Below are 25,972 nucleotides of genomic sequence, written 5' to 3' on the forward strand. Positions count from 1 at the left end.
TATTTATTGTGATATAGATCTCATTTGTAGCATTTTATACATAACTACTGTGAATTAATGGTTGGTTTGTAGGCTTTGTCTGTATGGTTTTTGCACGTGTAAGGGTTGGTAGTAACATTTTGTAATTAAATTACACTTCTTGCAGAGTGATATTCTAAAAAAGTGAGTATCTGCGTTTTAACCTATGTGAACTGGCAAACAGATGTAGAGCCATTGATCTTGGGTGAGTCGAGTCTGCTTTATATTGTAGTGATTAGTATTTGGGAATTACTGGGCTTTTATGAGTGCTCTAACTTGAAGATTGTTCGTGACACTCCTAGTTTTGAGATACAGACAAACTCACTCAAGGTGTACGTATGAGCCAACTGACTCCATATTTGTTTTTCTCAGGGAAATGCGAACAGGCCCTAGCTTTTTATTGTGACGTTTTCTCTGGTGAGGTTGTTTCACAGCAGCTCTTCTCTGACGCTCCCCAGGTTATAGAGGGCGCCGAACCTCATTGGGTTATGCATGCCGAGTTTAAATGCCCTCACTTCTCACTGATGATGTCAGACGGCCTGAAAAGCACAGAGAGAGACGGACCTATTGCCCTATCTATAATGCTTGACGATATGAGCCAACAGGCTGAGATATTTAATGCATTGGCGGAAGAAGGGCAGGTGATTATGCCTCTAACCGATATGTTTTGGGGGGCACACTTTGGGCAGCTCGTTGATAAGTTTGGTATCCGTTGGATGCTGCATTGCCAGAATGATGTGGGAGCGAATAATCAATAGTGGTTAGTACTTTTTTGGAAAGAGGAATATTTAGATGAAGGGCTTTTGAGTACCTTCCCTGTAGCCAACGTTTTAAAGTGTCATACTGGCGAAGGCCAGTATCTTGGATGCTTCAGATCTACCTAAGATTCCAGCTCAAGGCTGGAATGACGATGTAATTAGCCTAGCCTCCGTAGTGACATATCCGCTGTACACAAAGTTCTTCAGAGACAAAAAAGCCCTAGTCCGAGGACTAGGGCTTCTAATGTAGCTTCCCTTGTGAGACTTAACACGCCGAGTTTCGGTTACGACATATTCACTGTTCACAAAGCTACTTTTCAAAATTCGACAGATACAAAAAAGCCCAGTCCGAGGACTGGGCTTATAATGTGGCTCCCCTTGCAAGACTTGAACTTGCGACATACGGATTAACAGTCCGCCGTTCTACCAACTGAACTAAAGGGGAATTACTTTTAAGCAAATAAATGGTGCCGACTACCGGAATCGAACTGGTGACCTACTGATTACAAGTCAGTTGCTCTACCTACTGAGCTAAGTCGGCGCCGTATCAATAGCATTAGCTAGTGATGAAAAATGGCTCCCCTTGCAAGACTTGAACTTGCGACATACGGATTAACAGTCCGCCGTTCTACCAACTGAACTAAAGGGGAATTACTTTTAAAGTAAATAAATGGTGCCGACTACCGGAGTCGAACTGGTGACCTACTGATTACAAGTCAGTTGCTCTACCTACTGAGCTAAGTCGGCACACTATATTCTTTACTGATGTCTAAGACACCAACAATTAAATTGTGGTGCCCGGAGGCGGAATCGAACCACCGACACGAGGATTTTCAATCCTCTGCTCTACCGACTGAGCTATCCGGGCGACGGGGGGTATTAAACGGTTTTTCGTTATTCAGGTCAACAAAAAAATGCAAAAAATATTCCGCTTGATGAAATTCTAGTCCGAAGCGTACATTTTATGTATAAAAGAGCGATTTTTTCACCAATTAATAACGAATTCTTTTCTTATTGCTACATTCATCGCTCACCACATATAGGGTAGCGATTGATAAACCTATGACTTAGTGATGATGACAGGGAGATCGTACTGAGTAATAACTTATTGGTCGCTAACTGTGAGCATATCTAGAGATTAGCTGAGAGATAAGTTTTTGAGTGTTGGTTTATTATTCTTTTAGTAGCAGAGGTAAAGAGGGGGATTATTGAGAGAAGAAATATTAAGTGAGCTTGATTCTGCTAATGGCTGGTTCACTGGTGCGTAAAGGGCAAATCAACGTCATCCCCGAAAGGTTTTATCGGGGATCTAATTAGTTCGGCAATTGAAGAGGTCTCCGATAAAAGACTTCGGAGACGACGGTAGTGGGAAAGCTTGAGTTGCTGAAGATTGGTTAGCACTTGATGAAGAAAGAAGTGCGCAGCTTACCAGTTACCTTGCGTCCAAAAGGTAAAACAAAGTCATCCCCGAATGGTTTTATCGGGGATCTGGTTAGTTCGGCAATTGAAGAGGTCTCCGATAAAAGACTTCGGAGGCGACGGTAGTGGGAAAGCTTGAGTTGCTGAAGACTGGTTAGAACTTGATGAAGAAAGAAGTGAGCTGATTGGTAGCTAACTTGTATAAAGGGTTAATCAACGTCATCCCCGAATGGTTTTATCGGGGATCTAATGAGTTCGGCAATTGAAGAGGTCTCCGATAAAAGACTTCGGAGACGACGGTAATGGGAGCTTGAGTTGCTGAAGATTGGTTAGCACTTGATGAAGAAAGAAGTACGTTGGTTAGTGGTTAAATTGTATAAAAGGCAAAACCAACGTCATCCCCGAATGGTTTTATCGGGGATCTAATGAGTTCGGCAGTTGAAGAGGTCTCCGATAAAAGACTTCGGAGGCGACGGTAGTGGGAAAGCTTGAGTTGCTGAAGATGGTTAGCACTTGATGAAGAAAGAAGTACGTTGGTTAGTGGTTAAATTGTATAAAAGGCAAAACCAACGTCATCCCCGAATGGTTTTATCGGGGATCTAATGAGTTCGGCAGTTGAAGAGGTCTCCGATAAAAGACTTCGGAGGCGACGGTAGTGGGAAAGCTTGAGTTGCTGAAGATGGTTAGCACTTGATGAAGTAAGAAGTGAGCTGATTGGTAGCTAACTTGTATAAAGGGTTAATCAGCGTCATCCCCGAATGGTTTTATCGGGGATCTGGTTAGATCTGCAATTGAAGAGGTCTCCGATAAAAGACTTCGGAGACGACGGTAATGGGGAAGCTTGGTTGCTGAACGCAGGTAGAATTCGACAGATACAAAAAAGCCCCAGTCCTAGGACTGAGGCTTATAATGTGGCTCCCCTTGCAAGACTTGAACTTGCGACATACGGATTAACAGTCCGCCGTTCTACCAACTGAACTAAAGGGGAATTATTTGTGCAATGTTTTCACATTCAGCACCAAATAATGGTGCCTCGAGGCGGAATCGAACCACCGACACGCGGATTTTCAATCCGCTGCTCTACCGACTGAGCTATCGAGGCATAAAGAATGGTGCCGACTACCGGAGTCGAACTGGTGACCTACTGATTACAAGTCAGTTGCTCTACCTACTGAGCTAAGTCGGCACACTTTATTCTTTGTGCAATGTTGACGTTACTTGAACACCAACAATCAAATTGTGGTGCCCGGAGGCGGAATCGAACCACCGACACGAGGATTTTCAATCCTCTGCTCTACCGACTGAGCTATCCGGGCAACGGAGCGCTATTAAACGTATTTTTGAGGAATTCGTCAACCTGTTTTTTGGTTTTTTTTCAAAAAGCGTGTTGTTTGCTTTTAATTTGAGCATATTGCTCAAATTATCCCTTTCCTTGGTTAAAATCGCGCTTATATTTGGTCACCTTCTCCAAATATCTTCGAGCTTCAGCATTGCTATGTTTATTGGTTAATGCCCAATAAACTTGATTTGGCTGCAAAGAATTTAAGTTTTTCATCGCATTACTACGACTGTTTCGGTCGAAGGTGTTCAATACTCCACCTGTTCCGCCGTTGTATGCCGAGATCATACTGTACTCAAGGGATAAGAAATTGTTCACATCCTTCAAGTAGCGGTTCTTCAGAATGTAAAAGTAAGCGGTGCCGGTATCAATATTATTTTCAGGATTGAACAGATACTCCGGGGTAGGGATGCCTGGCTTCTTTTTAACCAGCTTAAACACGTCGGCACCTGCGGTTTTGGGTACCACCTGCATAAGTCCGTAGGCATTCGCCCAACTCACTGCGTAGGGGTTAAAGCTGCTTTCTGTTTTAATGATCGCGTAGATCAGGTCTTCTGGAATGTCGTAGCGCTGCGACGCCCTTCGTACAATATCGGCGTACTTATAGGAGCGCACATCTGAGTGCGTAGCGACCATAGGTATTTCTACATAGTGGGCTATTTTGTAGTCCACTTTTTTAGTCTTCATCTTGTTTGCAATGAGGTAGTCTGCAAACTTATTCGCTCGCCAGTTCCACTGGATTGGCTTGCCTTCTTGATCTACAACTTGTTGATATAAAAAGGGTTCACCTTCTAGCTTAATGTTGGATGAAGAGAAAAGATCAACATGCGCAGGATCATCAGGTGTCAATAAAGTGGTGATGATCGCCGTTTTCAGGTGGGCTTTTGGATCATTAGAGGCCACGGTTTCGATCGTGATCTTGCCTGTTGAAAAGTTAACTTCAGCTCGGCTGTCATAGTTATCTATGTACTTTACATAGTTGCTTTTACCAGCAACCTTGACCTGCTGTTTACCCCATTTTTTCTCAATATCACCGGTAAAACTACTGATCAATGAGTCGAGAGCTGCGGTGTCTTTTTCAAACTGTCCGGGCTTAGGCGCTAAATTTTTCGCCGCAAATCGGCTAGTAGGTTCATAGTTTACGTCGTAGATTTTTTCTACAAATTCACGACTGCAACCAGCAAGAATTAAGGGAAGGGCAAGATAAAGCAGCTTTTTCATTGGCATCCAAAAACTAAAAAAAGAGTGGCAAAAGCCACTCGATAGGATTATTGACTAGGTGGCGTATAGCCATCGATAACGATGTCTTTGCCCTCAAACAGAAAGTTAACCATTTCTGTTTCTAGTAATTTTCGATGCTCAGGATCCATCATGTTCAACTTTTTCTCGTTGATTAGCATGGTTTGCTTGCTTTGCCACATGGCCCAAGCTTCTTTAGAGATGCCATCGAAGATGCGTTTGCCAAGTTCACCGGGATACAGTTGAAAATCCAGACCGTCTGCATCCTTCTTTAGATGCTCGCAAAATACTGTGCGACTCATGAGTGTTCCTTATGTTAGATCATACTTGAGGTTTGCTAGCAGGTTCTTAACCGGTGCAGCCAGCCCAAGTTTCTGTGGTTGAGACAAGTTATACCAAAGACCTTGGTTTTGTTCCATTACAAGGCTAGGAACTTGCTCTAGGTTTAACAATACAGGCGTAATATCTAGGTGATAATGACTGAAAGTATGCTTAAAGGCGATCAACGTTTTCGCATTGTTAATTTCACCCTCACTACAACCTAAGGTCTGTAAGTAGTGTTGGATATCGGCGTTAGGCTGCTCGGGAAAACAATGTAAGCCTCCCCAGATACCTGATGAGGGTCTTTGTTCCAGCCACACCTCATCGCTATGATGAAGAATCACAAACCAAGTTTGTTTTGTAGGTTTCTCTTTCTTAGGCTTTTTACCCGGATAGTCAGTTTGGTTCTGCTGCTTAAAAGCAACGCAGTGCTCAGAAACGGGGCACAACGAACACTTAGGCTTGCTGCGAGTGCAAACCATGGCTCCCATATCCATCATAGCTTGGTTGTATTCGTCTACTCGCTTGTCAGGGGTATGCTCACTAGCCACTGCCCATAACGCGTTTTCAACGACCTTTTTACCAGGCCAACCATCAATGGCATTACATCGAGCAAGAACCCTTTTTACATTGCCATCTAGGATAGGGTGAGGCTGATTAAATACCGATGACAATATCGCGCCTGCAGTAGAGCGACCAATGCCGGGCAGAGCATTAAGCTCTTCAATATCTAATGGGAAGCTACCGTTATATTGGTCTGCTACGATTTGTGCACTCTTGTGCAGATTGCGCGCTCTGGCGTAATAGCCAAGCCCTGTCCAAAGGTGCAGCACCTCATCAATATGAGCCTTAGCCAGAGAGTTAACATCAGGAAACTGTTCTAAAAAGCGCTCAAAATAGGGGATGACAGTGGCCACTTGCGTCTGCTGTAGCATTATTTCTGATAGCCATACCTTGTAAGCTGTTTTGTCTTGCTGCCAAGGAAGGTGTTTCCTACCGTATTGCTGATACCAAGTAAGTATCTGATTTGCGAATGGTGTCACTGAGAGCCCACAAAATTAGTCATCAAAGGTTAGAAATTGCACCATAATAGTTAGGTTAAGTAAAACTAAGTTGTGCTGATTAAGCGCGATAGACAGCCAATATGCATAGAAATTGGAATAATTTGCCTTTGAAATGATTTATGCACTTGCGTAATGAAGATTTCTTTGGATAATTCCCGCTTTGATTAATCGATGAACAGGCAACAGAATGAGCGAAGTAACGACTAACGAATATACCGAAGATGGCAAACTGGTGAGAAAAATCCGCAGTTTTGTGCGTCGAGAAGGTCGATTGACTAAAGGTCAGGAAACCGCTTTGAACGAATGTTGGCCGACGATGGGCATCGATTATCAAAATGAATTGCTAGATTGGGCACAGGTGTTTGGTAACACTAACCCAGTCGTACTTGAGATTGGCTTTGGTATGGGCGCTTCGTTAGTCGAAATGGCGAAGGCTGCTCCAGAGAAGAACTTCATTGGTATTGAAGTTCACCGCCCAGGTGTTGGTGCTTGTCTAGGTCTTGCTCGTGATGAGGGTATCACTAACCTTCGTGTTATGTGTCACGATGCCGTTGAGGTGTTTGAGAACATGATCCAGGATGGCAGCTTACAGACCGTTCAGCTGTTCTTCCCTGACCCATGGCACAAGAAGCGTCACCACAAGCGTCGTATCGTGCAGGTTGAGTTTGCTGAGATGCTTCGTTCAAAGCTTCAGATGGAAACGGGTATTTTCCACATGGCGACTGACTGGGAAAACTATGCAGAGCACATGATTGAGATTATGAACCAAGCTCCAGGCTTTGCTAACATTGCTACAGATGGTGACTATATTCCTCGCCCAGAGGAGCGTCCTTTGACCAAGTTTGAGGCTCGAGGTCATCGCCTTGGACATGGTGTCTGGGATATTAAATATAAGCGCACTGCTTAATTGATATCGAGGGGCTACTAGGTAGCCCTTTTTTATTTCTATCTTGCTCAAATTTAACAATAAGGTTTTTGGATGTTTCAATACGCTATTTTGGCCAATCCGGGTCACAACCGCATCTACTTTGATACCGCAGTAAAGATCGCGTGTTCAGAGCTAAAAGCGATTCTTGCTTCTATGGACATCATCGTGGATGAAGTCTTGGAAAAGGATATCGGTTTACCTGCAGCTCTAGTGTTTGAAACAGATAAAGAACTGGATGCGCAGCAACTCAAAAGGCTGTCGTCGTCGTCGATTTATTATGCCATTTTCCAAGTCGTAGAGTCGGGACTACTCAAGCCACTGCAACCTGAAGCGTTCAATACCTTCCCCGAAAGCATGAGTCAGATCCTGCGCTACACAGGAAAAACCAATGAGCAATTTACTCGCTTGATGGTTAATTTAGGTTTAAGTGCGGCTAAAACTAACAGCACGCGAAAGTGTCTGATGGACCCTATGTGTGGCAAAGGAACAACTCTGTATGAGGGCTTGATCCAAGGTCTAGACGTTATGGGTGTCGAGATCAATGCCAAATGGGTTCAAGAGATCCAAACCTTTATCGTTAAGTACATGAAAAATGGTCGTTATAAGCATAAAGTGACCAAGGAAAAACGTACCGGAAGTGCGGGCAAAAAGATTGCCGATGGCTTTGTGGTTAATGCCGCGGTCAACAAAGAAGACTTTGTGAAAGACCTTGGGCAGTCGATGAAGTTGTACGCAGCTGATACACGCATTGTGAATCAAATCATCAAGAAAAACTCATGTGATGTGATGGTCTCTGACCTTCCTTATGGTGTGCAGCATGGCAGCAAGAGTGCCAAAGACACTAAGATGGCTCGAAGCCCACTAGAGTTGATTGAGGAAGCACTTCCAGCGTGGAAGAGTGTATTGAAGCCAAAGGGCGCGATAGTGTTGTCGTTCAATGAGTTCACTCTGAAGTGGACTGAGCTAGCAGAGCTGTTTGCCGAGCAAGGCTTTGAGGTACAAGATAAAGAACCTTACACTGGATATCTGCACCGCGTAGACCAGTCAATTAACCGTAATATCTTTATTGCTGTTAAACCTTAAACTAGCCTTAAATAGCGATTTTCCTAAAGCCAACCTAGTGTTGGCTTTTTTGTCCTTGAATAACCCAAGGTAAGAAATGAAACCAACAGCTGAATTATTGCAAGATATCCTAGCAGAAGTAGCCCCCTTGATAGGGCAAGGGAAAGTTGCAAACTACATTCCTGCACTCGCTCAAGTACCAAGCACCAAACTTGGCATCGCTGTATATACCAATCAAGGTGAAGTTTTTAAGGCAGGAGATGCGGACGAGGCATTCTCCATCCAGTCTATATCCAAAGCCCTTAGCCTAACCCTTGCCATGCGCCTGTATGAGCAAGAAGACATTTGGACAAGAGTCGGAAAAGAGCCCTCTGGCCAAGCATTTAATTCACTGATCCAGCTGGAAATGGAACAAGGCATTCCTCGCAACCCATTTATCAATGCGGGGGCTATAGTGGTTGCTGATCTGCTTAATTGTCGCTTGTCTGCTCCAAGGCAGTACCTTCTGGAGTTCGTGCGTCAGCTGTCAGGTGATACGCATATTGTCTATGACAAGGTAGTTGCGGCATCGGAGATGATGCACGGAGATCGCAACGCGGCCATTGCCTATTTAATGCGTTCTTTTGGCAATTTTAATAGCGAGGTGATTCCGGTACTGGAGAACTACTTTACCGCCTGCGCCCTAAAGATGAGCTGTGTCGATCTAGCGAAAACCTTTAGCTATTTGGCCAACAAGGGTATCTCAGTGAGAACCGGTAAACGTGTGGTCTCTGTGACTCAAAGTAAGCAGTTAAACGCCTTACTTGCCACCTGTGGTTTGTATGATGGTGCGGGTGAATTTGCCTACCGAGTGGGCATGCCGGGGAAGTCTGGTGTGGGCGGAGGCATCATTGCTGTTGTGCCCGGTGATATGACGATCGCAGTATGGTCGCCAGAGCTTGATGCATCCGGCAATTCATTGGCAGGTACGAGAGCTTTAGAGCTTTTATCTGAGCGTATAGGGCGCTCAATTTTTTGAGGGTTTAGTAAAAAGCCATCAGCTGCCGTTTACTCTTCTGACAGCTGCCCACTAATCCTCTTCAACCATAAAGGCCTCGAGCAAATCATTTAGGAATAGCTTTCCTTTTTGGGTGATTTGCCAGTGGTTTTCGGTTTCACTTAAGTATGACTTTTCAATTGCCCAATCGATAGTGGATTGAATCGCACTCAGTGGCAGCCCCGTTGTGTTCACAAAGTCCTGCTTAGGGCAGGCTTCGATCAATCTAAAGCGGTTCATGAAGAACTCAAATGGACGGTCTTCGTCGGCCACTATGTGTTCTGTATCTAGATACGGTTTAACCATGTTCTGATAGCTGGCTAGATAGCCTCTAGGGTGCTTTGTCTTGGTTGTGCGAACAATGCGTCCGTCGCTAAAGCTAAGCTTGCCATGTGAACCACAGCCGATGCCGAGGTAATCACCAAAGCGCCAGTAGTTAAGATTGTGCTGACATTGGTAACCGGGCTTACTGTAACCTGATATTTCGTATTGCACATACCCTGCAGCACTCAGCTTCTCATGCCCTCTTTCAAAGATATCCCAAAGGTCATCATCATCAGGCAGTGTCGGCGTTTTGTAATAGAACAGAGTGTTGGGTTCAATGGTTAACTGGTACCAAGATAGGTGTGGCGGAGCCAGTTCAATGGCTTTGTCTAAGTCATCCAGCGCCTGCTCAATACTTTGATCCGGAAGGCCGTGCATCAGGTCTAGATTAAAGCTATTCAAACCAATGGTATGGGCTAGTTTGGCTGCATTCACCGCTTCACCTTTACCGTGTATGCGACCTAAGCGCTCAAGCTTTTGCTGCTCAAAGCTTTGCACGCCTATGGATATACGTGTGACTCCCGCATGGACATACTGAGCAAATCGCTCTGCTTCAATGGTGCCAGGGTTCGCCTCCATGGTGATCTCTATATCTTTCGAGAAGGCAACGCGCTGTTGAACGCCACTGAGCAAGCGTGCAATTTGCTGTGGAGAGATCAGACTTGGCGTACCGCCACCAATGAAGATGGAGGTAAGCACTCTTTCGCCAACGGAGTCCGCATATTTACTGATATCGCTATCCAAATCTTCGAGAAGGGCATCGATATACAACTCTTCAGGGATATCACCCTTAAGAGCATGGGAGTTGAAGTCGCAATAGGGGCACTTTTGCACACACCAAGGTATGTGAATATAAAGGCCCAACGCGGGTGGCGTTAGCGTGCTCATAGAGCCTGTTTTAGCTGTTGGAATAGCTCATTTAGCGCCTTTCCTCGATGAGAGAGCTGCTTTTTACGCTCAGGGGCTAATTCTGCAGAGGCACATCCATCTTCTGGAACATAGAATATTGGGTCATAACCAAAGCCATTATCACCATGGGCTTTAGTTAAGATACGTCCTTCCCATTTTCCATGGCAAACGATAGGTGTAGGGTCATCCGCGTGGCGCATGTACACCAATACACAGTGAAAGCGCGCACTGCGTTGCTCCTCAGTAACATCGTCTAGCTCATTGAGTAGTTTGTCTAGGTTTTGCTGGTCAGTTGCCCCTTCGCCTGCAAAGCGTGCAGAGTAAATCCCAGGTGCACCCTTAAGAAAGTCGACCTCCAATCCTGAATCGTCAGCAACGGCAGGTAGACCCGTTTCTTTCGCGGCATGACGAGCCTTGATGATGGCGTTCTCAATAAAGGTTGTGCCTGTTTCAGCGACATCTGAGACCTGATATTCACTTTGGGCGTGCACCTCAAAGCCAAAGTCAGAAAGCAGGTTCGCCATTTCACGTACCTTGCCTTTGTTTCCTGTAGCAAGCACTAGTTTATTTTTTGCAGACAAAGGATTACTCCTGAATATGGAAAGTTTGGTTAAATCGGAGAATGCCACTGCCTTTAGAGCCAGCATCTGCTTTTATCTCAAAGCGATAGGTTTCATTCTCTGTGATTGGCAACTCAGCAAGGTAGTAGATGGCCTCGCCTTGAGTGATTTCTCGAAACTCTAGTGTTCGAGTATTGCCAACAAGATTTTTGGCTGTGCCTTTAAGTGCGACCTGCGTTGGTTTTTTGCCAACGCTGTAGAGATCAAGGGCACTGATGTTGATTAGAGCAACGTTTGGGTTTCTCTTTAGTTTCAAATCTCTGGCAATTTCAGGGGCAATGAAGGTGGAATTAAATGCAGAGTAATGCAATTCAATATCCTTCATACGCACAAACTGCTCAGCCCAACTGGGCATGGCAAACCCGGCAATCAATAATGTGCACAGTGCTCTGGTGAGTAGCTTTGTCATTCTTACCCCTAAAATCATGTTTGAGTCTTGTTACAGGCCGTACCAAATTGGACCAAATAGGGTGCTGGTGAGATCACCCATCAAGAAGTTAGCAAACTGCAATGCGATAAATAGCACCAGTACGCTTAAGTCTAGTCCGCCCATAGAAGGAAGGATGCGACGAATCGGCGCTAGCATTGGCTCGGTTAATTGATGGAATACGTACTCGATAGGGCTACGGCCTTGGCTAACCCAGCTAAGGATTGCGCGAAGTAGCAGTACCCAGAACAGAAGCTTACCGCCAGCCTTGATTAGGGCAAGCAAGCCAATAATCAGAAGATCTGGGCTAAAGCCTACCGCGCCATTTGACGCCATCAACATTAGAAGTACAAACTTCAGTACACACAGCGCATAAGCAAAGGTCAGTGTGGCTAAGTCGATATTACCAATGGATGGAATAACGCGACGTAAAGGCTTTAATACCGGCTGGGTAGCTTTGACGATAAATTGAGAGAACGGGTTATAGAAATCAGCGCGAGCTGCCTGCAACCAGATTCTAAGGATGACAACCATGATGTAGAGATCAAAAAAGGTCGTCACTAAAAACTGCATTGAATTCATTACAAATCCTTGATGAGGTTAAAAAAGGGATTCCATCTCTTGCGCACGTTTTACTGCAGCCTGCATGGCGGTAGCAACGGTGTCAGAGAGTTGGTGTTGATTAAATGTGGCAATGGCCTCAGCAGTGGTACCGCCTTTTGAGGTCACTTGCTGGCGAAGAGTTGATAGCTCTAATTTTGGGTTTTCAGCGACCATTTGTGCAGCGCCGATTGCCGATTGCTGTACAAGCATGCGCGCGGTGTCTTTATCAAAACCTTGGGCGATGGCTTCTTGCTGCATGGCTTCCATGAACAAGAAGAAGTAAGCAGGAGAGCTTCCCGCCGCTGCAATAATGGAATTGATTTGAGCCTCTGTCTCCACCCAGCAGATCTTACCTACCGCTTGCATGAGTTCTCCAGCAAAGGCTCTATCTTCTTCACTGATTTGCTCTGGTGCATAAAGGCCACTCATACCAAGCCCAAGCAAGGAAGGAGTGTTTGGCATGACACGTACAAAGTCAGCATCTTGTCCCAGCATTGACTGCAATCTAGGGATCGTAATACCTGCCGCAATAGAGATCAGTAACTTGTTACTAAAGTCGATATCAGAAAGTTCAGCCAATACCTCAGACATAATCTGCGGCTTAACCGAGAGTACTATGACATCCGCTTGAGTGATTGCAGCTCGGTTATCCGATGTCGCAGTAATGGAAAAGCGCTGACTGATTCTGTCACGGCTTTGCTGTGACGGAGCGGTTGCTGTTAATGCGTTCGCGGGGTAACCGCTGTCTAAAAGCCCTGCAATGATGGAGCTAGCCATATTGCCCGAACCAATAAAGGCGATGTTACGTGCTGAATTTGCCAAGAGCTTTATCCCTTACTGTTTGTTTGACTTACTGTTTGCTTGAATAGTCTCGCGCACCAAAAATGGCGGTGCCGATACGAACCATAGTGCTACCGGCTTCGATAGCGGCTTCCATATCACCGCTCATGCCCATAGATAAGGTATCTACTTGAGGATATTGGGCTTTAATCGCCTCAAACAAGTCTTTGAGCTGATTAAAGGCAACGAGTTGTTCCTCATAGCTTGCAACCGCTGCGGGTATGGACATTAATCCACGCAAGGTTAGATTTGGTAGCGCTTCAATAGAAGAGGCTAACTCTAACGCTTGCTGAGCTGAAATGCCGGACTTACTAGCCTCACCACTGGTATTGACTTGGATGAGTACCTGCAATGGCTCTTTATCGTCAGGCCTTTGGTCATTAAGACGCTGTGCGATTTTAGCTCGATCAATAGAGTGAACCCAGTCGAAGTTCTCACTAATAGGGCGTGTTTTATTGGATTGTATCGGTCCAATAAAGTGCCATTCTATTTCGAAGTCGCTATGATGTTCTTGAAAGTATTGAACTTTTTCAACACCCTCTTGCACATAGTTTTCGCCAAATTGACGCTGTCCGGCAACACAAGCGTCTACAATTGCTTGGTTGGGCTTAGTTTTACTTACGGCAAGAAGTTGCACGGAATCAGTTGCGCGCCCAAACTTACGTTCAGACTCTTTAATCTGCTGATGAATATGTTCTAAATTTGATTGGATTGTCTGCATAGTTTTGACTTAACAGGAAATTTTATGGATATCACCGAATTGCTTCGCTTTAGTGTAAAGCATAATGCCTCAGATCTACATCTTTCATCGGGACTACCGCCAATGGTAAGGATTGATGGTGATGTGAGACGCTTGGAAATGCCTGAATTTAGTGAAGCTGAGGTACATGAACTTATCTTCGATATTATGGATGATGCGCAGCGAAGTGAGTTTGAATCTAACCTTGAGTTGGATTTTTCCATTGAGCTGGGTGGAGTGGGTCGATTTAGGGTTAATGCTTTTAATCAAAGCCGTGGAGCCTCTGCGGTGTTTCGAACCATTCCCACTACGATTCCTACCCTTGAGCAACTTGATTGCCCACCTATATTTGAAAAAATAGCGAATTATGAAAAGGGATTGGTTTTGGTGACTGGGCCTACGGGGTCGGGTAAATCAACCACCTTAGCGGCCATGGTTGATTACATTAATCGTCATCACAACAAACACATCTTAACCATTGAAGATCCCATTGAGTTTGTTCATCAAAGCTCTAAGTGTTTGATCAACCAAAGGGAAGTGCATCGTGATACGCATAGCTTCAAGGCTGCGCTTCGTTCTGCACTGCGTGAAGACCCTGATGTGATTCTAGTGGGTGAGCTTCGAGACCAAGAAACCATAAGCCTTGCGCTTACTGCAGCGGAAACGGGGCATTTGGTCTTTGGTACCCTGCACACCAGTTCTGCGGCCAAAACCATAGACCGTATTATTGATGTATTCCCTGCGGGCGATAAAAACATGGTTCGCTCTATGTTGTCAGAGTCATTGCGCGCTGTTATCGCGCAAAAATTGCTAAAGCGTATTGGCGGAGGCCGAGTAGCCTGTCATGAGCTCATGTTAGCGAACCCAGCTATTCGCAACCTTATTCGAGAGGATAAGGTGGCGCAGATGTATTCCATTATCCAAACTGGCGCGGCTCAAGGCATGAGAACTATGGAGCAATCGGTAAATCAATTGATGCAACAAAATCTGGTTAGCCGCGAAGAAGCAGAGGCTAAGGTTGAGATACAGCCTAGCTTAGGTTCTGGCTTTTAGGTGTTGGCAAAACCGACAAGGAGAAGACGATGGAATTAAAAGAACTGTTAGATGCGATGACAGAGCATAAGGCATCGGATCTGTATATCACTGTAGATTCTCCTTGTATGTTTCGAGTGGACGGTGAGCTTCAGCCTTTTGGCGAAAAACTGCATCAATCTGGAGTAACCGCCATCCTTGATAGCATCATGGACAACGATAGGCGTAAAGAATATCGAGCCATTAGGGAAGCAAACTTTGCCATAGAAAGTGAATCGGGACGCTTTAGGGTCAGTGCTTTCTTTCAGAGAGATCTTCCAGGCGCTGTCATTCGTCATATTGAAACCAACATTCCTTCTTTTGATGAGCTTGGCTTACCGGATACGCTAAAAGATCTCGCAATGGTCAAGCGCGGTTTAGTGCTGGTGGTTGGCGCGACGGGCTCAGGTAAATCGACGACGTTAGCCGCTATGGTGGGACATAGAAATCAACACCAACGAGGGCATATTCTTACGGTAGAAGACCCTATCGAGTTTGTGCATCAGCACCAAAAGAGCATAGTCACTCAGCGTGAGGTTGGCTTAGATACTGAGAGCTATGAAATTGCCTTAAAGAACTCTCTAAGACAAGCTCCAGATATGATCGTCATTGGTGAGATTCGAACACCAGAAACCATGCGTTATGCGATGACCTTTGCGGAGACGGGGCACTTGTGTGTTGCGACCTTGCATGCAAACAATGCCAACCAAGCACTAGAACGCATTTTACACTTAGTTCCTCAAGGTCAGCGAGAGCACTTTTTACTCGATCTCTCTCTTAACCTGAAAGGGATCGTAGGTCAGCAACTGCTTAAGGCACAAGATGATAGCGGACGCCATGCCGCACTAGAGATCTTATTGGTGACGCCGAGAGCGTCGGATCTTATTCGTCAGGGAGAGATCGCAGAGATCAAGAACTACATGTCTAAGACTAAGCAGCAGGGGATCTGTACCTTTGATCAATCACTCTTTGATTTAGTCGTGCAGGGTAGGGTGAGTGAGGAAGAGGCTTTGCGAAGCGCAGACTCTGCAAACGATCTGCGCTTAATGCTTAAGAATCATCAAGGGACTAGCAGTAGCGGTCCGTTAGATGATATTAAAATTGATATGGGGTGAGGATCATTCTCCCCATTGACTCTCAAACCAACTTTCTAAAATAACCACAGCAGACTGACAGTCCACATTGCCCTTACTTAGGGCTTTGTAGCCACCCATGGCAAATAGGTCTGCTCTCGCTTCAGTAGTAGAAAGCCTCTCATCGTGAAGCTCTACTTGCACCCCAAAGCGGCCATGAATGCGCTGAGCAAATTTCTTCGCTCTTGGAGTTATGGTCTTTAGGTCTTTACCATGTAGATCTGTTGGCAGGCCTACAACCACAAGGTCGGGTTTCCATTCCTCTAGTAGTGCTCCTATGTCATCCCAGTGTGGGATACCATCTTTTGCCTTAAAGGCCTTTAGTGGAGTGGCGGTGCCTGTTATGTCTTGGCCGATGGCGCTACCAATGCTCTTGGTGCCGTAATCAAACGCCATTATGGTTCTGCTCATGCATGTCCTGCTTGTGTTGATAATTGAGATGCGTCTATGCCTAGCGACTGCACGGCGCTAGCCCAGCGATCTTGTACCGGTGTGGCAAAAATAATATTGGGGTCAGCTTCCATCGTTAACCATGAGTTTTCAGCTAACTCATTCTCCAGCTGCCCAGCCTCCCAGCCCGAATAACCGAGTGTGACAAGGTATTGCTCTGGCTCTTCTTGGGTTCCTAGCACTGACAATATATCTTTAGACGTCGTCATAGTTAGGCCATTGGCCATTTCTATGCTGGACTGATAACTGCCTTTAGGCTGATGAAGGATAAACCCACGGTCTTCTGCGACAGGGCCACCATTGTGTACAGGCTGCTTTAGGCTATCACCGGCCTGGATATGCTCTGATTTCAGTTCTACCTGTTTCAACATACCAGCAACAGTGATGTCGATAGGGGCATTGATCATGATACCCATAGCGCCATTTTCATTGTGCTCACAGATATAGATAACAGAGCGCTTGAAATAGGGGTCTTGCATTGATGGCATGGCTACTAAGAAGTGATTAGTAAGGTTCATGCGCTACCTCCGAAAACAAGCCACCGCTGTGCGGTGGCTACGCGTTATGCCAAGACGGGGCCTTGAGTTACTTGCTAATGCGTCGCTCAATAGCGTCCATCAGTTTGCCTGTGATTGAAATACCAAACTCAGTTTCAATCTCAACAATACAGGTTGGGCTGGTGACATTGATTTCAGTCACTTTATCGCCGATGACGTCTAGACCAACAAAGATCAATCCTTTCTCTTTAAGTGTAGGACCTATCGCATTGGCTATCGCAAAATCTGTCTCACTTAAAGGGCGCGCTTCGCCACGTCCGCCTGCAGCCAAGTTGCCGCGAGTTTCGCCCTTCGCTGGAATACGAGCTAGGCAGTAAGGCATTGGCTCACCATCAACGATCAAAATGCGCTTATCACCATTGCTGATGTCAGGCACAAATGCTTGTGCCATCGCGTAATTTTGTCCGTGATTAGTCAATGTTTCTATGATGACTGATACGTTTGGATCGCCGTCTTTTACGCGGAAGATAGATGCGCCACCCATACCATCTAGTGGTTTAAGGATCACATCACCATGCTCTTGTTGGAAGGCTTTGATCTTCTCAGCTTTACGGGTCACGATAGTGGTTGGGGTCATATCGGCAAACCAAGCTGTGTATAGCTTCTCGTTGCAATCGCGCAGGCTTTGAGGCTTGTTGACGATCAGTGTGCCTTCAACCTCAGCACGCTCAAGAATGTAGGTCGCGTAAATATACTCAGTATCAAACGGAGGGTCTTTACGCATCAATACAGCGTCTAACTCAGAGAGTCTGATGGTTTGCTCTGAAAGGAATTCATACCAAGATTCCGCGTTCTTCTCGACTCTTAGGGTTTTCGTATCAGCAACCGCTACACCTTGATCTAGGTGCAGATCGTTCATTTCCATGTAATGGATCTCGTAGCCACGTTTTTGTGCCTCGAGAAGCATGGCAAAACTTGAATCTTTCTTGATGTTGATGGACGAGATAGGGTCCATCACTATGCCGATTTTGATCATTTATTTCTCCTAGCCAAGGTCGCCAAAGCGAACTTGGAGTGCGGTAATTGCGGTAAGGGCTGCTGTTTCTGTTCTGAGAACGCGCGGCCCTAACAGTGTTTGTTCGAAGTTATGTTCGGTGGTCATGTCGATTTCAGAGCCAGATAGCCCACCCTCAGGACCAATCAATAACTTAACGTGTTTGATTGGTTGTGGAAGGGTGTTAATAGAGTAGGGAGCTCTAGGATGAAGATTGAGCTTAAGTCCTTGATACTCTTCACTGCACCACTCTTCTAATTGCATGATAGGTCTAATCACGGGAACGGTATTGCGACCACTTTGCTCACAAGCTGCAATCGCGATTTTCTGCCACTGCATGAGCTTTTTCTCAAATCGTTTGGCATCGAGTTTAACGCCACAGCGTTCAGAAATAAGAGGGGTAATGGTATTGACGCCAAGTTCCACCGATTTTTGAATGGTGAACTCCATCTTATCGCCGCGAGAAACGACTTGTCCTAGATGGATATCGAGTGGTGATTCGACACTGTGCTGTTGAGAATCCGTTATCTCAACTGCGACATTTTTCTTAGAAACCTCTGTAATAACAGCGGAATACTCTACATCGCTGCCATCAAACAAGGTAACTGCTTGTCCTGTCTGCATTCTTAATACACGACCAATGTGCCCTGCGGCATCATCACATAGCTGGACATGTGTAGCTGAAGACAAAGACTCAGGATGATATATCCTTGGTGTACGCATTAAATTCTTACCCGTAACTAACTGAACTCACTAAATATGGTTGCTATGGTAGCAAATAACAAGAGGTGTAGCGCAGTCTGATAGAGATGAATTTTTAGTGTCTACACGCTTGCTCAACGAATGGGTTTGAATTGCCCTGAGCTTCGGATATCAATTGATTGCGCTGACATTCCCAATCAGTCACTGCGTAGGTTTTGTTCCACGCCTGCATTAGCTTGATTTGTTGATCGGATAGAGTGATGGGATATTGCTTCTCCATATACAGATAGGTGCGAGCAATAGCGCCTCGAGATTGCGCTGGTGGCATCGCCTTGTCATCTTTAAAGCTAATCTGCATTTGGCATTGACCATAGCTAACCCCGCGTTCCCCGTTCCATTGGTTGAAATCAAAGTTCGAGCGATCACCATTCACTTCGCCAATCGCGGGCACTAGGTTGTGCAGATCGGCTTCCATTTCTTTGTAGATAGGGTCGCTCTTAGTACAATTCGAGCGGCCACCTTTTTGCCAGCATTGTCTTTGCTTGCCAAGGTGTGCTGCAGGAACGACATGCTCCCACTCAATACGGTTTGCACGTCGCTCTTGCTTGCGAACTTGGTAGCCGCAATCAGCCAGTTGCGGGGTACCTTTCTTCCCTTGCCAATCTATCTTACACCCACAGTAAAAGGACTCGGGGTGTTGCTGATAGATACCAACGGCGAGTTGCTTAGACTTATAGAAGGATTGCGGTTTAGCATCAACCGATGCAGCAACAAGTACTAGGCTGATAATTGGAAAAATAAAGCGTATCAAGAATAAACAACGTTAAATGAGGAGAAACAGAGCGTAGGATAACGATTTTTAAATAAATTGACCAGATTTTGTTCAGCTGAGTATGACGATACTTCTAGTGGCGTTAGTTCGTTTTATAAGAAACTGGTGCGTTGATTAGCTGAGCTGCTTGCCAGTGTAGGTTAATCCGTTACCACAACTACGACAGGTGTATTGGCTCTCTCCGCGCAGGACCTTGTTGTGGCGGCGTATGGAAAGAGGGTAGCTGCGACAGCCACACTGATATTCAAAGGTTTTACCTTGTACTGAGCTGACATCCATAGTGTGGGTTCGCTCAGGTTTAATGCCAAACACTTTAGCCATCACGTATTGCCACTCTTTACCATGAGGCCTAACTCTGCCAAACACCTGATGGGTGATTAGGTGTGCTAACTCGTGTGGTAGCACTTCATCTATAAACGCTTGTTGGTTTTCAGCAAACAGCACTTTATTTAGTTTGATGGTATTGAGTTGCAACAACGCTTTGCCGGCTGCTTTTCCTCGCATATCGACCTCTACTTTGGGTATAGGGAAGCTTTGCTGGAAGTGCTTATTTGCAACCTCTATTAGCTGTGCTGTTGTTTTGGAGAGTTGATACTGAATCGGGGTCATTAAATTGAGTGTACTGACTGTATATGCATGCACTCTAGCGCAATCTGTTTCTACAAAAAAGAGGCAACCTTATCTAGGGTGGGTCACAGAGATAAAAAAGGGAAGCGAATGCTTCCCTAGTAAAAGATGGCTAAATTAGTGCTTCTTTTGAATGGTGGCATGATAAGCATGCCATGTGCCATACCCAAGAATTGGCATGGTGACTATCATACCGATCCCGTAAGTTGCAAATCCTATCAATACACCACCACAAATCATTGCAGCCCACACTAGCATCGGTCCTGGATTGCTGCGAACGGCGTTAAAGCTGGTAAATACCGCGGTCATAATATCTACCCTGCGCTCTAGCATCAGTGGCATTGAGAATACTGAAATACTGAATACGACGGATGCCAAGATGAAGCCTGCAATTGACCCTGTAATGAGGAAGGGCGCAAATTCAACGATGCTAGCCCCTTCAACTGAAGGGTAGAGAGCGTGTAGTAATGCCGCCACTCTCATCCAGAAAATCATGGCTACCACTAACAGGACGGCAAAACTCCATTGAGAGGTTGAATTACGCCCAATGGCTTTCATTGAATGAAGCAAGCTAGGCTGTTTTCCTCGTTCTCTCGCCCAGCTGGCATCGTATAGACCCAGAGCGAGGAAGGGGCCGATTAGCATGTACACAATAAGAGCGGGGAGTATCACTAGATGTGAATGATTCCCTTGCAGATAGATAAGGCCAACAATGCCAGCCGCCGCGGCGGCAAAGCAGATTCCATAGAAAAGACTAATTAGTGGTGACTTAACAAGGTCATTAAGCCCCAGCGATAACCACTGAAAGGGATCGCTAATGGTGATTTTGTTGCACGGCAGTGTCTTTGCGTAGTCACTGTCTTTGACTTCTGTTGTTTTCTGGAAGCCGTCTTCATCGTATGTACGAGGCATGGTAATCCTCCTGATTCTGTCCCGTAATGATTACCCTCGATGCATAGAGCAGCGCATCTCTAATAGAAAGACCAAGGGAGTTTGCCTGTTATTAATACGACCCTCTTGCTAAAAAAGCTGATCAATTTAACAGTTTGTTAACTTTTATAACTATCGTCTTGGATGAGGGGAATTACAAATTTTGTGCGGAAATTAATCAGAAGGAGGTAGGTTTGAAGCAAAAAAAACCTCAGCACCATGGCTGAGGTCTTAGCAATCGTGTTTTTAAGCTTACTTGATGCCTGCGAAATCTTTAAGGATTTCTGCTTTATCGGTTGCTTCCCATGGGAACTCTTCGCGACCGAAGTGGCCGTATGCAGCAGTTTGCTTGTAGATAGGCTGAAGTAGGTTCAGCATCTCTTGTAGACCGTATGGGCGTAGGTCAAAGTTTTGACGAACCGCTTCAATGATGATCTCGTGAGCTACTTTCTCAGTACCAAAGGTTTCAACCATGATAGACGTTGGATCAGCAACACCGATAGCGTAAGACAGTTGAATCTCACAACGGTCAGCCATGCCAGCAGCAACGATGTTTTTCGCAACGTAACGAGCGGCGTATGCTGCAGAGCGGTCAACTTTTGATGGATCTTTACCAGAGAATGCACCGCCACCGTGACGAGCTGCGCCGCCGTAGGTATCAACGATGATCTTACGACCCGTTAGACCACAGTCACCCATTGGGCCACCGATTACGAAACGGCCTGTTGGGTTGATGAAGAAGTTAGTGTCTTTGTTGATCCACTCAGAAGGAAGTACTGGCTTGATGATTTCTTCCATCACTGCTTCACGTAGGTCAGGTGTTGTTACTGAATCACAGTGTTGAGTTGAAAGAACAACAGCATCGATACCAACAATCTTACCTTGGTCGTACTGGAAGGTTACCTGAGATTTAGCATCTGGACGAAGGAAGTCTAGCTTGCCACTCTTACGTACTTCAGCTTGCTTCTTAACAAGAAGGTGAGAGTAAGTAATTGGAGCTGGCATTAGGATAGGCGTTTCGTTAGTCGCGTAACCAAACATGATACCTTGGTCGCCTGCGCCTTGATCTTTAGGGTCTGCTTTATCAACACCTTGGTTGATGTCTGGAGACTGCTTACCAATGGTGTTTAGTACCGCACAAGAGTCCGCATCAAAGCCCATGTCTGAGTGTACGTAACCGATGTCACGAACGGTTTGACGAGTTAGTTCTTCGATATCAACCCAAGCAGAGGTAGTGACTTCACCACCCACCATTACCATGCCTGTCTTCACGTAGGTTTCACAAGCAACGCGAGCTTTTGGGTCTTGCTCAAGAATTGCATCTAGAACCGCATCAGAGATTTGGTCTGCGATTTTATCTGGATGGCCTTCTGATACTGACTCAGAAGTAAACAGGTGCTTAGCCATGATGGGCTCCCTTATTTCTTAGTTAAGAAAAGACGCATCTTGGCGTCTTTTGAATCGTGCTGTTTAGTAGGTGTTTCTACTTCTAGACGTCTATTCTAATTTTGAATGTGTGAAATACAAGCTTTTTTACGATTTAAGTGAGCCAAACGTTTGCGCTGGGTCACACAAGTTTTTAGTTAAAATAGTGAGATGTTAAACAAATTAATCTCTCATAGTTTGAATTTTGCTCGGGAAAGGGTTTGCAGTAATAGAGGCGCTTTGCGACAATAACGGCGCCCAACACCCTCCGTTGGGATCAGGACTTATTTTTAATAAATTGCTTATGCATTCAGGAGCAGACATGTCTTCTCGTAAAGATCTAGCCAATGCAATCCGTGCTCTTAGCATGGATGGTGTTCAACAAGCTAACTCTGGTCACCCAGGTGCACCTATGGGTATGGCTGACATCGCTGAAGTACTTTGGCGTGGTCATTTGAACCATAACCCACAAAACCCAGAGTGGGCTGACCGCGACCGTTTTATTCTGTCAAATGGTCACGGATCAATGCTGATCTACTCTCTGCTTCATTTGACGGGTTACGAGTTATCTATCGATGACCTTAAGAACTTCCGTCAGTTGCACTCTAAAACTCCAGGCCACCCAGAATATGGTTACGCACCTGGTATCGAGACCACGACAGGTCCTCTAGGTCAAGGCATCACCAACGCGGTTGGTATGGCAATGGCTGAAAAAGCACTTGCAGCACAGTTCAACAAAGAAGGTCACGACATCGTTGACCACTACACCTATGCATTCATGGGTGACGGCTGTCTGATGGAAGGTATCTCACACGAGGCGTGTTCTCTTGCGGGTACTCTAGGTCTTGGCAAGCTAGTTGCTTTCTGGGATGACAACGGCATCTCTATCGATGGTGAAGTTGAAGGCTGGTTCTCTGATGATACGCCTAAGCGTTTCGAAGCGTACGGCTGGCATGTCATTCCAGCAGTAGATGGCCATGATGCACAAGCAATCAACGCGGCTATCCTTGCGGCAAAAGCAGACCCTCGTCCAACACTTATCTGTACTAAGACAGTGATTGGCTTTGGTTCTCCAAACAAAGCGGGCACGCACGACTGTCACGGCGCACCACTGGGTCAAGACGAAATCGTTGCGACTAAAGCCGCCCTTGGTTGGGAGCACGGTCCATTTGAAGTTCCTGCTGACATCTATGCAGAGTGGGACGCTAAAGAGTCTGGCGCTGCAAAAGAAGCGGCTTGGAATGCGAAATTTGAAGCTTACGCTGCGGCATACCCTGCTGAAGCAGCTGAGCTTAAACGTCGCGTTAACGGTGAACTTCCAGCACAGTGGGAAGAGAAAGCAAACCAAATCATTGCTGATCTTCAAGCAAACCCTGCCAACATTGCATCACGTAAAGCATCACAAAATGCACTAGAAGCGTTTGGTCAAATGCTTCCTGAGTTCATGGGTGGGTCTGCTGACCTTGCGCCATCAAACCTAACCATGTGGTCTGGCTCTAAGTCTCTTGAAGCAAATGACTTCTCAGGCAACTACATCCACTACGGTGTACGTGAGTTCGGCATGACGGCTATCATGAACGGTATGGCTTTGCACGGCGGTTTCGTACCGTACGGCGCAACCTTCCTAATGTTCATGGAGTACGCGCGTAACGCCATGCGTATGGCTGCTCTGATGAAAATTCAGAACATCCAAGTTTACACTCATGACTCTATCGGTCTGGGTGAAGACGGCCCAACTCACCAACCGGTTGAGCAAATGGCATCTCTACGTCTGACTCCAAACATGAGCACATGGCGTCCATGTGACCAAGTTGAGTCTGCAGTAGCATGGAAACTGGCTATCGAGCGTAAAGACGCGCCTACGGCGCTAATCTTCTCTCGTCAAAACCTAGCACAGCAAGAGCGTGACGCTTCTCAAGTGGCTGACATCGCTAAGGGTGCTTACATCCTTAAAGATTGTGCTGGCACTCCAGAGCTCATCATCATTGCAACAGGTTCTGAAGTAGAACTAGCAGTTGCAGCGCAAGCTGAACTAACAGCAGCAGGCAAAGCGGTACGTGTAGTATCAATGCCTTCTACTGACGCGTTCGACAAGCAAGATGAAGCGTACCGCGAGTCAGTACTACCATCATCAGTGACTAAGCGCATCGCGGTAGAAGCAGGCATCGCTGACTTCTGGTACAAGTACGTAGGCTTCGGTGGCAAGATCATCGGCATGACTACCTTCGGTGAATCTGCTCCAGCAGGCGAACTATTCAAGATGTTCGGCTTTACTACTGAAAACGTAGTGAACACAGCGAAAGAGCTTCTAGCTTAATAGCTTAGGACTTTCTTGAAAGACAAAAACCAGCAGTTTACTGCTGGTTTTTTTATGTTCGGAATAATGTTGTGATCTGATAAACTCTCGCACCATTACTATAATAGTAGGCCTTGGTGGGAGTGTAGGTATGCTAAGAGTCGCAATAAATGGATTTGGTCGTATCGGGCGCAATGTTTTGCGGGCGGTTTATGAGAGCGGTAAGCAAGACTTAATAAAGGTGGTGGCAGTTAATGAACTGGCGCAGCCGGATGCTATGGCACATCTTCTTCAATACGACACCAGTCACGGACGCTTTCACCACAAGGTTAGCCATACTCAAGAGTATCTGAATATCCATCACCTCGATGGTAGTAAGGATGAGATTCGTATCTTGCATCTTGCTGAGCTGGATTTACTTCCTTGGTGTGATCTTGATGTGGATATCGTGCTGGATTGCACCGGTGTTTATGGTACTCAAGCGGATGGTCAGCAGCATATCTTAGCTGGGGCGGATAAGGTTCTATTTTCTCATCCTGGTTCTCAGGACCTTGATAACACCATTATCTACGGCATCAACCACGAGACCCTGAAGCCTGAGCATAAAGTGGTGTCTAATGGTTCATGTACCACAAACTGTATTGTGCCAATTATCAAGGTGTTAGATGATGCCTATGGTATTCAAAGAGGCACTATTACTACTATTCACTCGTCGATGAACGATCAGCAGGTGATTGATGCTTATCATCCGGATCTGAGACGAACACGCAGTGCCAGTCAGTCGATTATTCCTGTGGATACCAAGCTCCACAAAGGCATAGAAAGAATATTTCCGAAATTTGAAAACAAGTTTGAGGCGATATCTGTGCGTGTGCCCACAGTAAATGTCACGGCGATGGATCTCAGTGTAACTTTAGATACAAACGTGAAAGTTAATGACGTAAATCAAACCATCCTGCAGGCGTCTCAGTGTACATTACAGTCGATAGTTGACTATACTGAAGCGCCGCTTGTTTCGATAGATTTTAACCACGACTCCCACAGTGCGATTGTCGATGGTTCGCAGACCCGTGTCAGTGATGGCCAACTAGTGAAGATGCTAGTGTGGTGTGACAATGAATGGGGCTTTGCAAATAGGATGCTAGATACGGCCTTAGCGATGCATACTTCACATTAATTACATCGCGTGAAATAAATCAGTAGCTTTTTTGTTCTAGCTCTTGAACTATTAAACAAACGGCCCAATGTAAGCTTACATTAGATGGATTTCGAACACCTGTGCTTGCAGCTTGCGAGGGCAGGTGGAAAG

The 25,972-nt window shown here is 45.7% G+C and carries 25 protein-coding genes and 9 tRNA genes; 8 read left to right on the top strand and 26 right to left on the bottom strand.

What is annotated here, in order from left to right:
- Positions 1-356 precede the first annotated feature (356 nt).
- On the top strand, positions 357-776 hold the full coding sequence (locus tag OCU35_RS02015; protein ID WP_017026781.1) for a VOC family protein: 420 nt from the start codon (positions 357-359) through the stop codon (positions 774-776).
- Between the two features lie 369 nt (positions 777-1,145).
- On the opposite strand, the gene OCU35_RS02020 is transcribed toward OCU35_RS02015, so the two are convergent.
- The 12 genes from OCU35_RS02020 to mutY all read right to left on the bottom strand — a co-directional run bounded on the left by OCU35_RS02020 (position 1,146) and on the right by mutY (position 6,137).
- Positions 1,146-1,221 (bottom strand) — tRNA-Asn (locus OCU35_RS02020).
- A gap of 20 nt (positions 1,222-1,241) precedes the next feature.
- Positions 1,242-1,317: transfer RNA gene (locus tag OCU35_RS02025), tRNA-Thr, on the bottom strand.
- Between the two features lie 33 nt (positions 1,318-1,350).
- Positions 1,351-1,426 (bottom strand) — tRNA-Asn (locus OCU35_RS02030).
- Between the two features lie 21 nt (positions 1,427-1,447).
- Positions 1,448-1,523, bottom strand: a tRNA-Thr gene (locus OCU35_RS02035).
- 45 nt (positions 1,524-1,568) lie between these two features.
- A tRNA-Phe gene (locus OCU35_RS02040) sits at positions 1,569-1,644 on the bottom strand.
- A 1,463-nt stretch (positions 1,645-3,107) separates the two neighbouring features.
- Positions 3,108-3,183: transfer RNA gene (locus tag OCU35_RS02045), tRNA-Asn, on the bottom strand.
- Between the two features lie 38 nt (positions 3,184-3,221).
- Positions 3,222-3,297, bottom strand: a tRNA-Phe gene (locus tag OCU35_RS02050).
- Between the two features lie 8 nt (positions 3,298-3,305).
- A tRNA-Thr gene (locus OCU35_RS02055) sits at positions 3,306-3,381 on the bottom strand.
- A 54-nt stretch (positions 3,382-3,435) separates the two neighbouring features.
- Positions 3,436-3,511, bottom strand: a tRNA-Phe gene (locus OCU35_RS02060).
- A 104-nt stretch (positions 3,512-3,615) separates the two neighbouring features.
- On the bottom strand, positions 3,616-4,755 hold the full coding sequence (gene mltC, locus OCU35_RS02065) for a membrane-bound lytic murein transglycosylase MltC (RefSeq protein ID WP_102328573.1): 1,140 nt from the start codon (positions 4,753-4,755) through the stop codon (positions 3,616-3,618).
- Positions 4,756-4,802: 47 nt separating this feature from the next.
- Positions 4,803-5,075 (bottom strand): oxidative damage protection protein, encoded by a 273-nt coding sequence (locus tag OCU35_RS02070; protein ID WP_017027133.1) that lies wholly within the window; start codon positions 5,073-5,075, stop codon positions 4,803-4,805.
- 9 nt (positions 5,076-5,084) lie between these two features.
- Complete coding sequence (gene mutY / locus OCU35_RS02075; protein WP_261825569.1) at positions 5,085-6,137, bottom strand: A/G-specific adenine glycosylase; 1,053 nt, start codon at positions 6,135-6,137, stop codon at positions 5,085-5,087.
- A gap of 208 nt (positions 6,138-6,345) precedes the next feature.
- Between mutY and trmB the strand changes: the two genes are divergently transcribed.
- The 3 genes from trmB to glsB all read left to right on the top strand — a co-directional run bounded on the left by trmB (position 6,346) and on the right by glsB (position 9,166).
- The gene (gene trmB, locus OCU35_RS02080) at positions 6,346-7,065 is read left to right on the top strand and encodes a tRNA (guanosine(46)-N7)-methyltransferase TrmB (protein WP_017032839.1); all 720 of its coding nucleotides are present in this window, start codon (positions 6,346-6,348) and stop codon (positions 7,063-7,065) included.
- 72 nt (positions 7,066-7,137) lie between these two features.
- A complete protein-coding gene (locus OCU35_RS02085; RefSeq protein ID WP_261825570.1) occupies positions 7,138-8,169 on the top strand; it encodes a TRM11 family SAM-dependent methyltransferase in 1,032 nt (343 codons plus the stop codon).
- 76 nt (positions 8,170-8,245) lie between these two features.
- The gene (gene glsB / locus OCU35_RS02090; protein ID WP_102454986.1) at positions 8,246-9,166 is read left to right on the top strand and encodes a glutaminase B; all 921 of its coding nucleotides are present in this window, start codon (positions 8,246-8,248) and stop codon (positions 9,164-9,166) included.
- Positions 9,167-9,217: 51 nt separating this feature from the next.
- Here glsB and hemW read toward each other — a convergent pair whose 3' ends face one another.
- From hemW to OCU35_RS02120, 6 genes are read right to left on the bottom strand one after another with little or no spacing between them, the layout of a single operon-like run.
- The gene (hemW, locus tag OCU35_RS02095; RefSeq protein WP_261825571.1) at positions 9,218-10,396 is read right to left on the bottom strand and encodes a radical SAM family heme chaperone HemW; all 1,179 of its coding nucleotides are present in this window, start codon (positions 10,394-10,396) and stop codon (positions 9,218-9,220) included.
- Entirely contained in the window at positions 10,393-10,998 is a 606-nt protein-coding gene (locus tag OCU35_RS02100) for an XTP/dITP diphosphatase (protein ID WP_261825572.1), read from the bottom strand. Before OCU35_RS02100 ends, hemW begins: the two co-directional genes overlap by 4 nt.
- Positions 10,999-11,002: 4 nt before the next feature.
- The gene (locus OCU35_RS02105; protein WP_017032834.1) at positions 11,003-11,446 is read right to left on the bottom strand and encodes a DUF4426 domain-containing protein; all 444 of its coding nucleotides are present in this window, start codon (positions 11,444-11,446) and stop codon (positions 11,003-11,005) included.
- Positions 11,447-11,476: 30 nt separating this feature from the next.
- Positions 11,477-12,046 (bottom strand): YggT family protein, encoded by a 570-nt coding sequence (locus tag OCU35_RS02110; protein ID WP_017027141.1) that lies wholly within the window; start codon positions 12,044-12,046, stop codon positions 11,477-11,479.
- A gap of 18 nt (positions 12,047-12,064) precedes the next feature.
- Positions 12,065-12,889, bottom strand: a complete 825-nt coding sequence (gene proC / locus OCU35_RS02115; protein ID WP_083188988.1) for a pyrroline-5-carboxylate reductase — start codon at positions 12,887-12,889, stop codon at positions 12,065-12,067.
- A gap of 28 nt (positions 12,890-12,917) precedes the next feature.
- Entirely contained in the window at positions 12,918-13,628 is a 711-nt protein-coding gene (locus OCU35_RS02120; protein WP_261825573.1) for a YggS family pyridoxal phosphate-dependent enzyme, read from the bottom strand.
- Between the two features lie 24 nt (positions 13,629-13,652).
- Between OCU35_RS02120 and OCU35_RS02125 the strand changes: the two genes are divergently transcribed.
- Together OCU35_RS02125 and OCU35_RS02130 are read left to right on the top strand one after the other, a co-directional pair.
- Entirely contained in the window at positions 13,653-14,699 is a 1,047-nt protein-coding gene (locus OCU35_RS02125; protein WP_065599650.1) for a type IV pilus twitching motility protein PilT, read from the top strand.
- Positions 14,700-14,728: 29 nt separating this feature from the next.
- Positions 14,729-15,832 (top strand): PilT/PilU family type 4a pilus ATPase, encoded by a 1,104-nt coding sequence (locus OCU35_RS02130; protein WP_017027145.1) that lies wholly within the window; start codon positions 14,729-14,731, stop codon positions 15,830-15,832.
- 3 nt (positions 15,833-15,835) lie between these two features.
- On the opposite strand, the gene ruvX is transcribed toward OCU35_RS02130, so the two are convergent.
- The 8 genes from ruvX to metK form a co-directional block, all read right to left on the bottom strand.
- The gene (ruvX, locus tag OCU35_RS02135) at positions 15,836-16,261 is read right to left on the bottom strand and encodes a Holliday junction resolvase RuvX (protein WP_017027146.1); all 426 of its coding nucleotides are present in this window, start codon (positions 16,259-16,261) and stop codon (positions 15,836-15,838) included.
- Positions 16,258-16,818 (bottom strand): YqgE/AlgH family protein, encoded by a 561-nt coding sequence (locus OCU35_RS02140; RefSeq protein ID WP_261825574.1) that lies wholly within the window; start codon positions 16,816-16,818, stop codon positions 16,258-16,260. Before OCU35_RS02140 ends, ruvX begins: the two co-directional genes overlap by 4 nt.
- 67 nt (positions 16,819-16,885) lie before the next feature.
- The gene (gene gshB, locus OCU35_RS02145; RefSeq protein WP_017032827.1) at positions 16,886-17,833 is read right to left on the bottom strand and encodes a glutathione synthase; all 948 of its coding nucleotides are present in this window, start codon (positions 17,831-17,833) and stop codon (positions 16,886-16,888) included.
- A gap of 9 nt (positions 17,834-17,842) precedes the next feature.
- On the bottom strand, positions 17,843-18,574 hold the full coding sequence (rsmE, locus tag OCU35_RS02150) for a 16S rRNA (uracil(1498)-N(3))-methyltransferase (RefSeq protein WP_017032826.1): 732 nt from the start codon (positions 18,572-18,574) through the stop codon (positions 17,843-17,845).
- A 94-nt stretch (positions 18,575-18,668) separates the two neighbouring features.
- Entirely contained in the window at positions 18,669-19,364 is a 696-nt protein-coding gene (locus tag OCU35_RS02155; RefSeq protein ID WP_390208390.1) for an endonuclease, read from the bottom strand.
- 135 nt (positions 19,365-19,499) lie between these two features.
- Positions 19,500-19,994 (bottom strand): SprT family zinc-dependent metalloprotease, encoded by a 495-nt coding sequence (locus tag OCU35_RS02160; protein WP_065599653.1) that lies wholly within the window; start codon positions 19,992-19,994, stop codon positions 19,500-19,502.
- A 135-nt stretch (positions 19,995-20,129) separates the two neighbouring features.
- Positions 20,130-20,924, bottom strand: a complete 795-nt coding sequence (locus OCU35_RS02165; RefSeq protein WP_017027152.1) for a DUF2189 domain-containing protein — start codon at positions 20,922-20,924, stop codon at positions 20,130-20,132.
- A gap of 270 nt (positions 20,925-21,194) precedes the next feature.
- Positions 21,195-22,349 carry a methionine adenosyltransferase gene (gene metK / locus OCU35_RS02170; protein ID WP_017027153.1) on the bottom strand — a complete coding sequence of 385 codons (1,155 nt, stop codon included), beginning with the start codon at positions 22,347-22,349 and terminating at the stop codon, positions 21,195-21,197.
- 340 nt (positions 22,350-22,689) lie between these two features.
- On the opposite strand from metK, the gene tkt reads away from it, so the two are divergent.
- Entirely contained in the window at positions 22,690-24,684 is a 1,995-nt protein-coding gene (gene tkt, locus OCU35_RS02175; protein ID WP_102546868.1) for a transketolase, read from the top strand.
- A gap of 130 nt (positions 24,685-24,814) precedes the next feature.
- On the top strand, positions 24,815-25,840 hold the full coding sequence (gene epd / locus OCU35_RS02180; RefSeq protein WP_017027155.1) for an erythrose-4-phosphate dehydrogenase: 1,026 nt from the start codon (positions 24,815-24,817) through the stop codon (positions 25,838-25,840).
- Positions 25,841-25,972 lie beyond the last annotated feature (132 nt).

Source organism: Vibrio breoganii (assembly GCF_024346795.1).
GTDB lineage: Bacteria > Pseudomonadota > Gammaproteobacteria > Enterobacterales > Vibrionaceae > Vibrio > Vibrio breoganii.

What these genes read in the sequence shown, in the direction of transcription:
- OCU35_RS02120 (WP_261825573.1), bottom strand. Translation starts at nt 13,628, where the DNA reads ATGCAGACAATCCAATCAAATTTAGAACATATTCATCAGCAGATTAAA.
- metK (WP_017027153.1), bottom strand. Translation starts at nt 22,349, where the DNA reads ATGGCTAAGCACCTGTTTACTTCTGAGTCAGTATCAGAAGGCCATCCA.
- OCU35_RS02085 (WP_261825570.1), top strand. Translation starts at nt 7,138, where the DNA reads ATGTTTCAATACGCTATTTTGGCCAATCCGGGTCACAACCGCATCTAC.
- OCU35_RS02125 (WP_065599650.1), top strand. Translation starts at nt 13,653, where the DNA reads ATGGATATCACCGAATTGCTTCGCTTTAGTGTAAAGCATAATGCCTCA.
- rsmE (WP_017032826.1), bottom strand. Translation starts at nt 18,574, where the DNA reads ATGCGTACACCAAGGATATATCATCCTGAGTCTTTGTCTTCAGCTACA.
- OCU35_RS02110 (WP_017027141.1), bottom strand. Translation starts at nt 12,046, where the DNA reads ATGAATTCAATGCAGTTTTTAGTGACGACCTTTTTTGATCTCTACATC.
- tkt (WP_102546868.1), top strand. Translation starts at nt 22,690, where the DNA reads ATGTCTTCTCGTAAAGATCTAGCCAATGCAATCCGTGCTCTTAGCATG.
- OCU35_RS02130 (WP_017027145.1), top strand. Translation starts at nt 14,729, where the DNA reads ATGGAATTAAAAGAACTGTTAGATGCGATGACAGAGCATAAGGCATCG.
- trmB (WP_017032839.1), top strand. Translation starts at nt 6,346, where the DNA reads ATGAGCGAAGTAACGACTAACGAATATACCGAAGATGGCAAACTGGTG.
- OCU35_RS02015 (WP_017026781.1), top strand. Translation starts at nt 357, where the DNA reads ATGAGCCAACTGACTCCATATTTGTTTTTCTCAGGGAAATGCGAACAG.
- mltC (WP_102328573.1), bottom strand. Translation starts at nt 4,755, where the DNA reads ATGAAAAAGCTGCTTTATCTTGCCCTTCCCTTAATTCTTGCTGGTTGC.
- OCU35_RS02165 (WP_017027152.1), bottom strand. Translation starts at nt 20,924, where the DNA reads ATGCCTCGTACATACGATGAAGACGGCTTCCAGAAAACAACAGAAGTC.
- hemW (WP_261825571.1), bottom strand. Translation starts at nt 10,396, where the DNA reads ATGAGCACGCTAACGCCACCCGCGTTGGGCCTTTATATTCACATACCT.
- OCU35_RS02140 (WP_261825574.1), bottom strand. Translation starts at nt 16,818, where the DNA reads ATGAACCTTACTAATCACTTCTTAGTAGCCATGCCATCAATGCAAGAC.
- OCU35_RS02160 (WP_065599653.1), bottom strand. Translation starts at nt 19,994, where the DNA reads ATGACCCCGATTCAGTATCAACTCTCCAAAACAACAGCACAGCTAATA.
- epd (WP_017027155.1), top strand. Translation starts at nt 24,815, where the DNA reads ATGCTAAGAGTCGCAATAAATGGATTTGGTCGTATCGGGCGCAATGTT.
- OCU35_RS02070 (WP_017027133.1), bottom strand. Translation starts at nt 5,075, where the DNA reads ATGAGTCGCACAGTATTTTGCGAGCATCTAAAGAAGGATGCAGACGGT.
- glsB (WP_102454986.1), top strand. Translation starts at nt 8,246, where the DNA reads ATGAAACCAACAGCTGAATTATTGCAAGATATCCTAGCAGAAGTAGCC.
- ruvX (WP_017027146.1), bottom strand. Translation starts at nt 16,261, where the DNA reads ATGAGCAGAACCATAATGGCGTTTGATTACGGCACCAAGAGCATTGGT.
- gshB (WP_017032827.1), bottom strand. Translation starts at nt 17,833, where the DNA reads ATGATCAAAATCGGCATAGTGATGGACCCTATCTCGTCCATCAACATC.
- OCU35_RS02105 (WP_017032834.1), bottom strand. Translation starts at nt 11,446, where the DNA reads ATGACAAAGCTACTCACCAGAGCACTGTGCACATTATTGATTGCCGGG.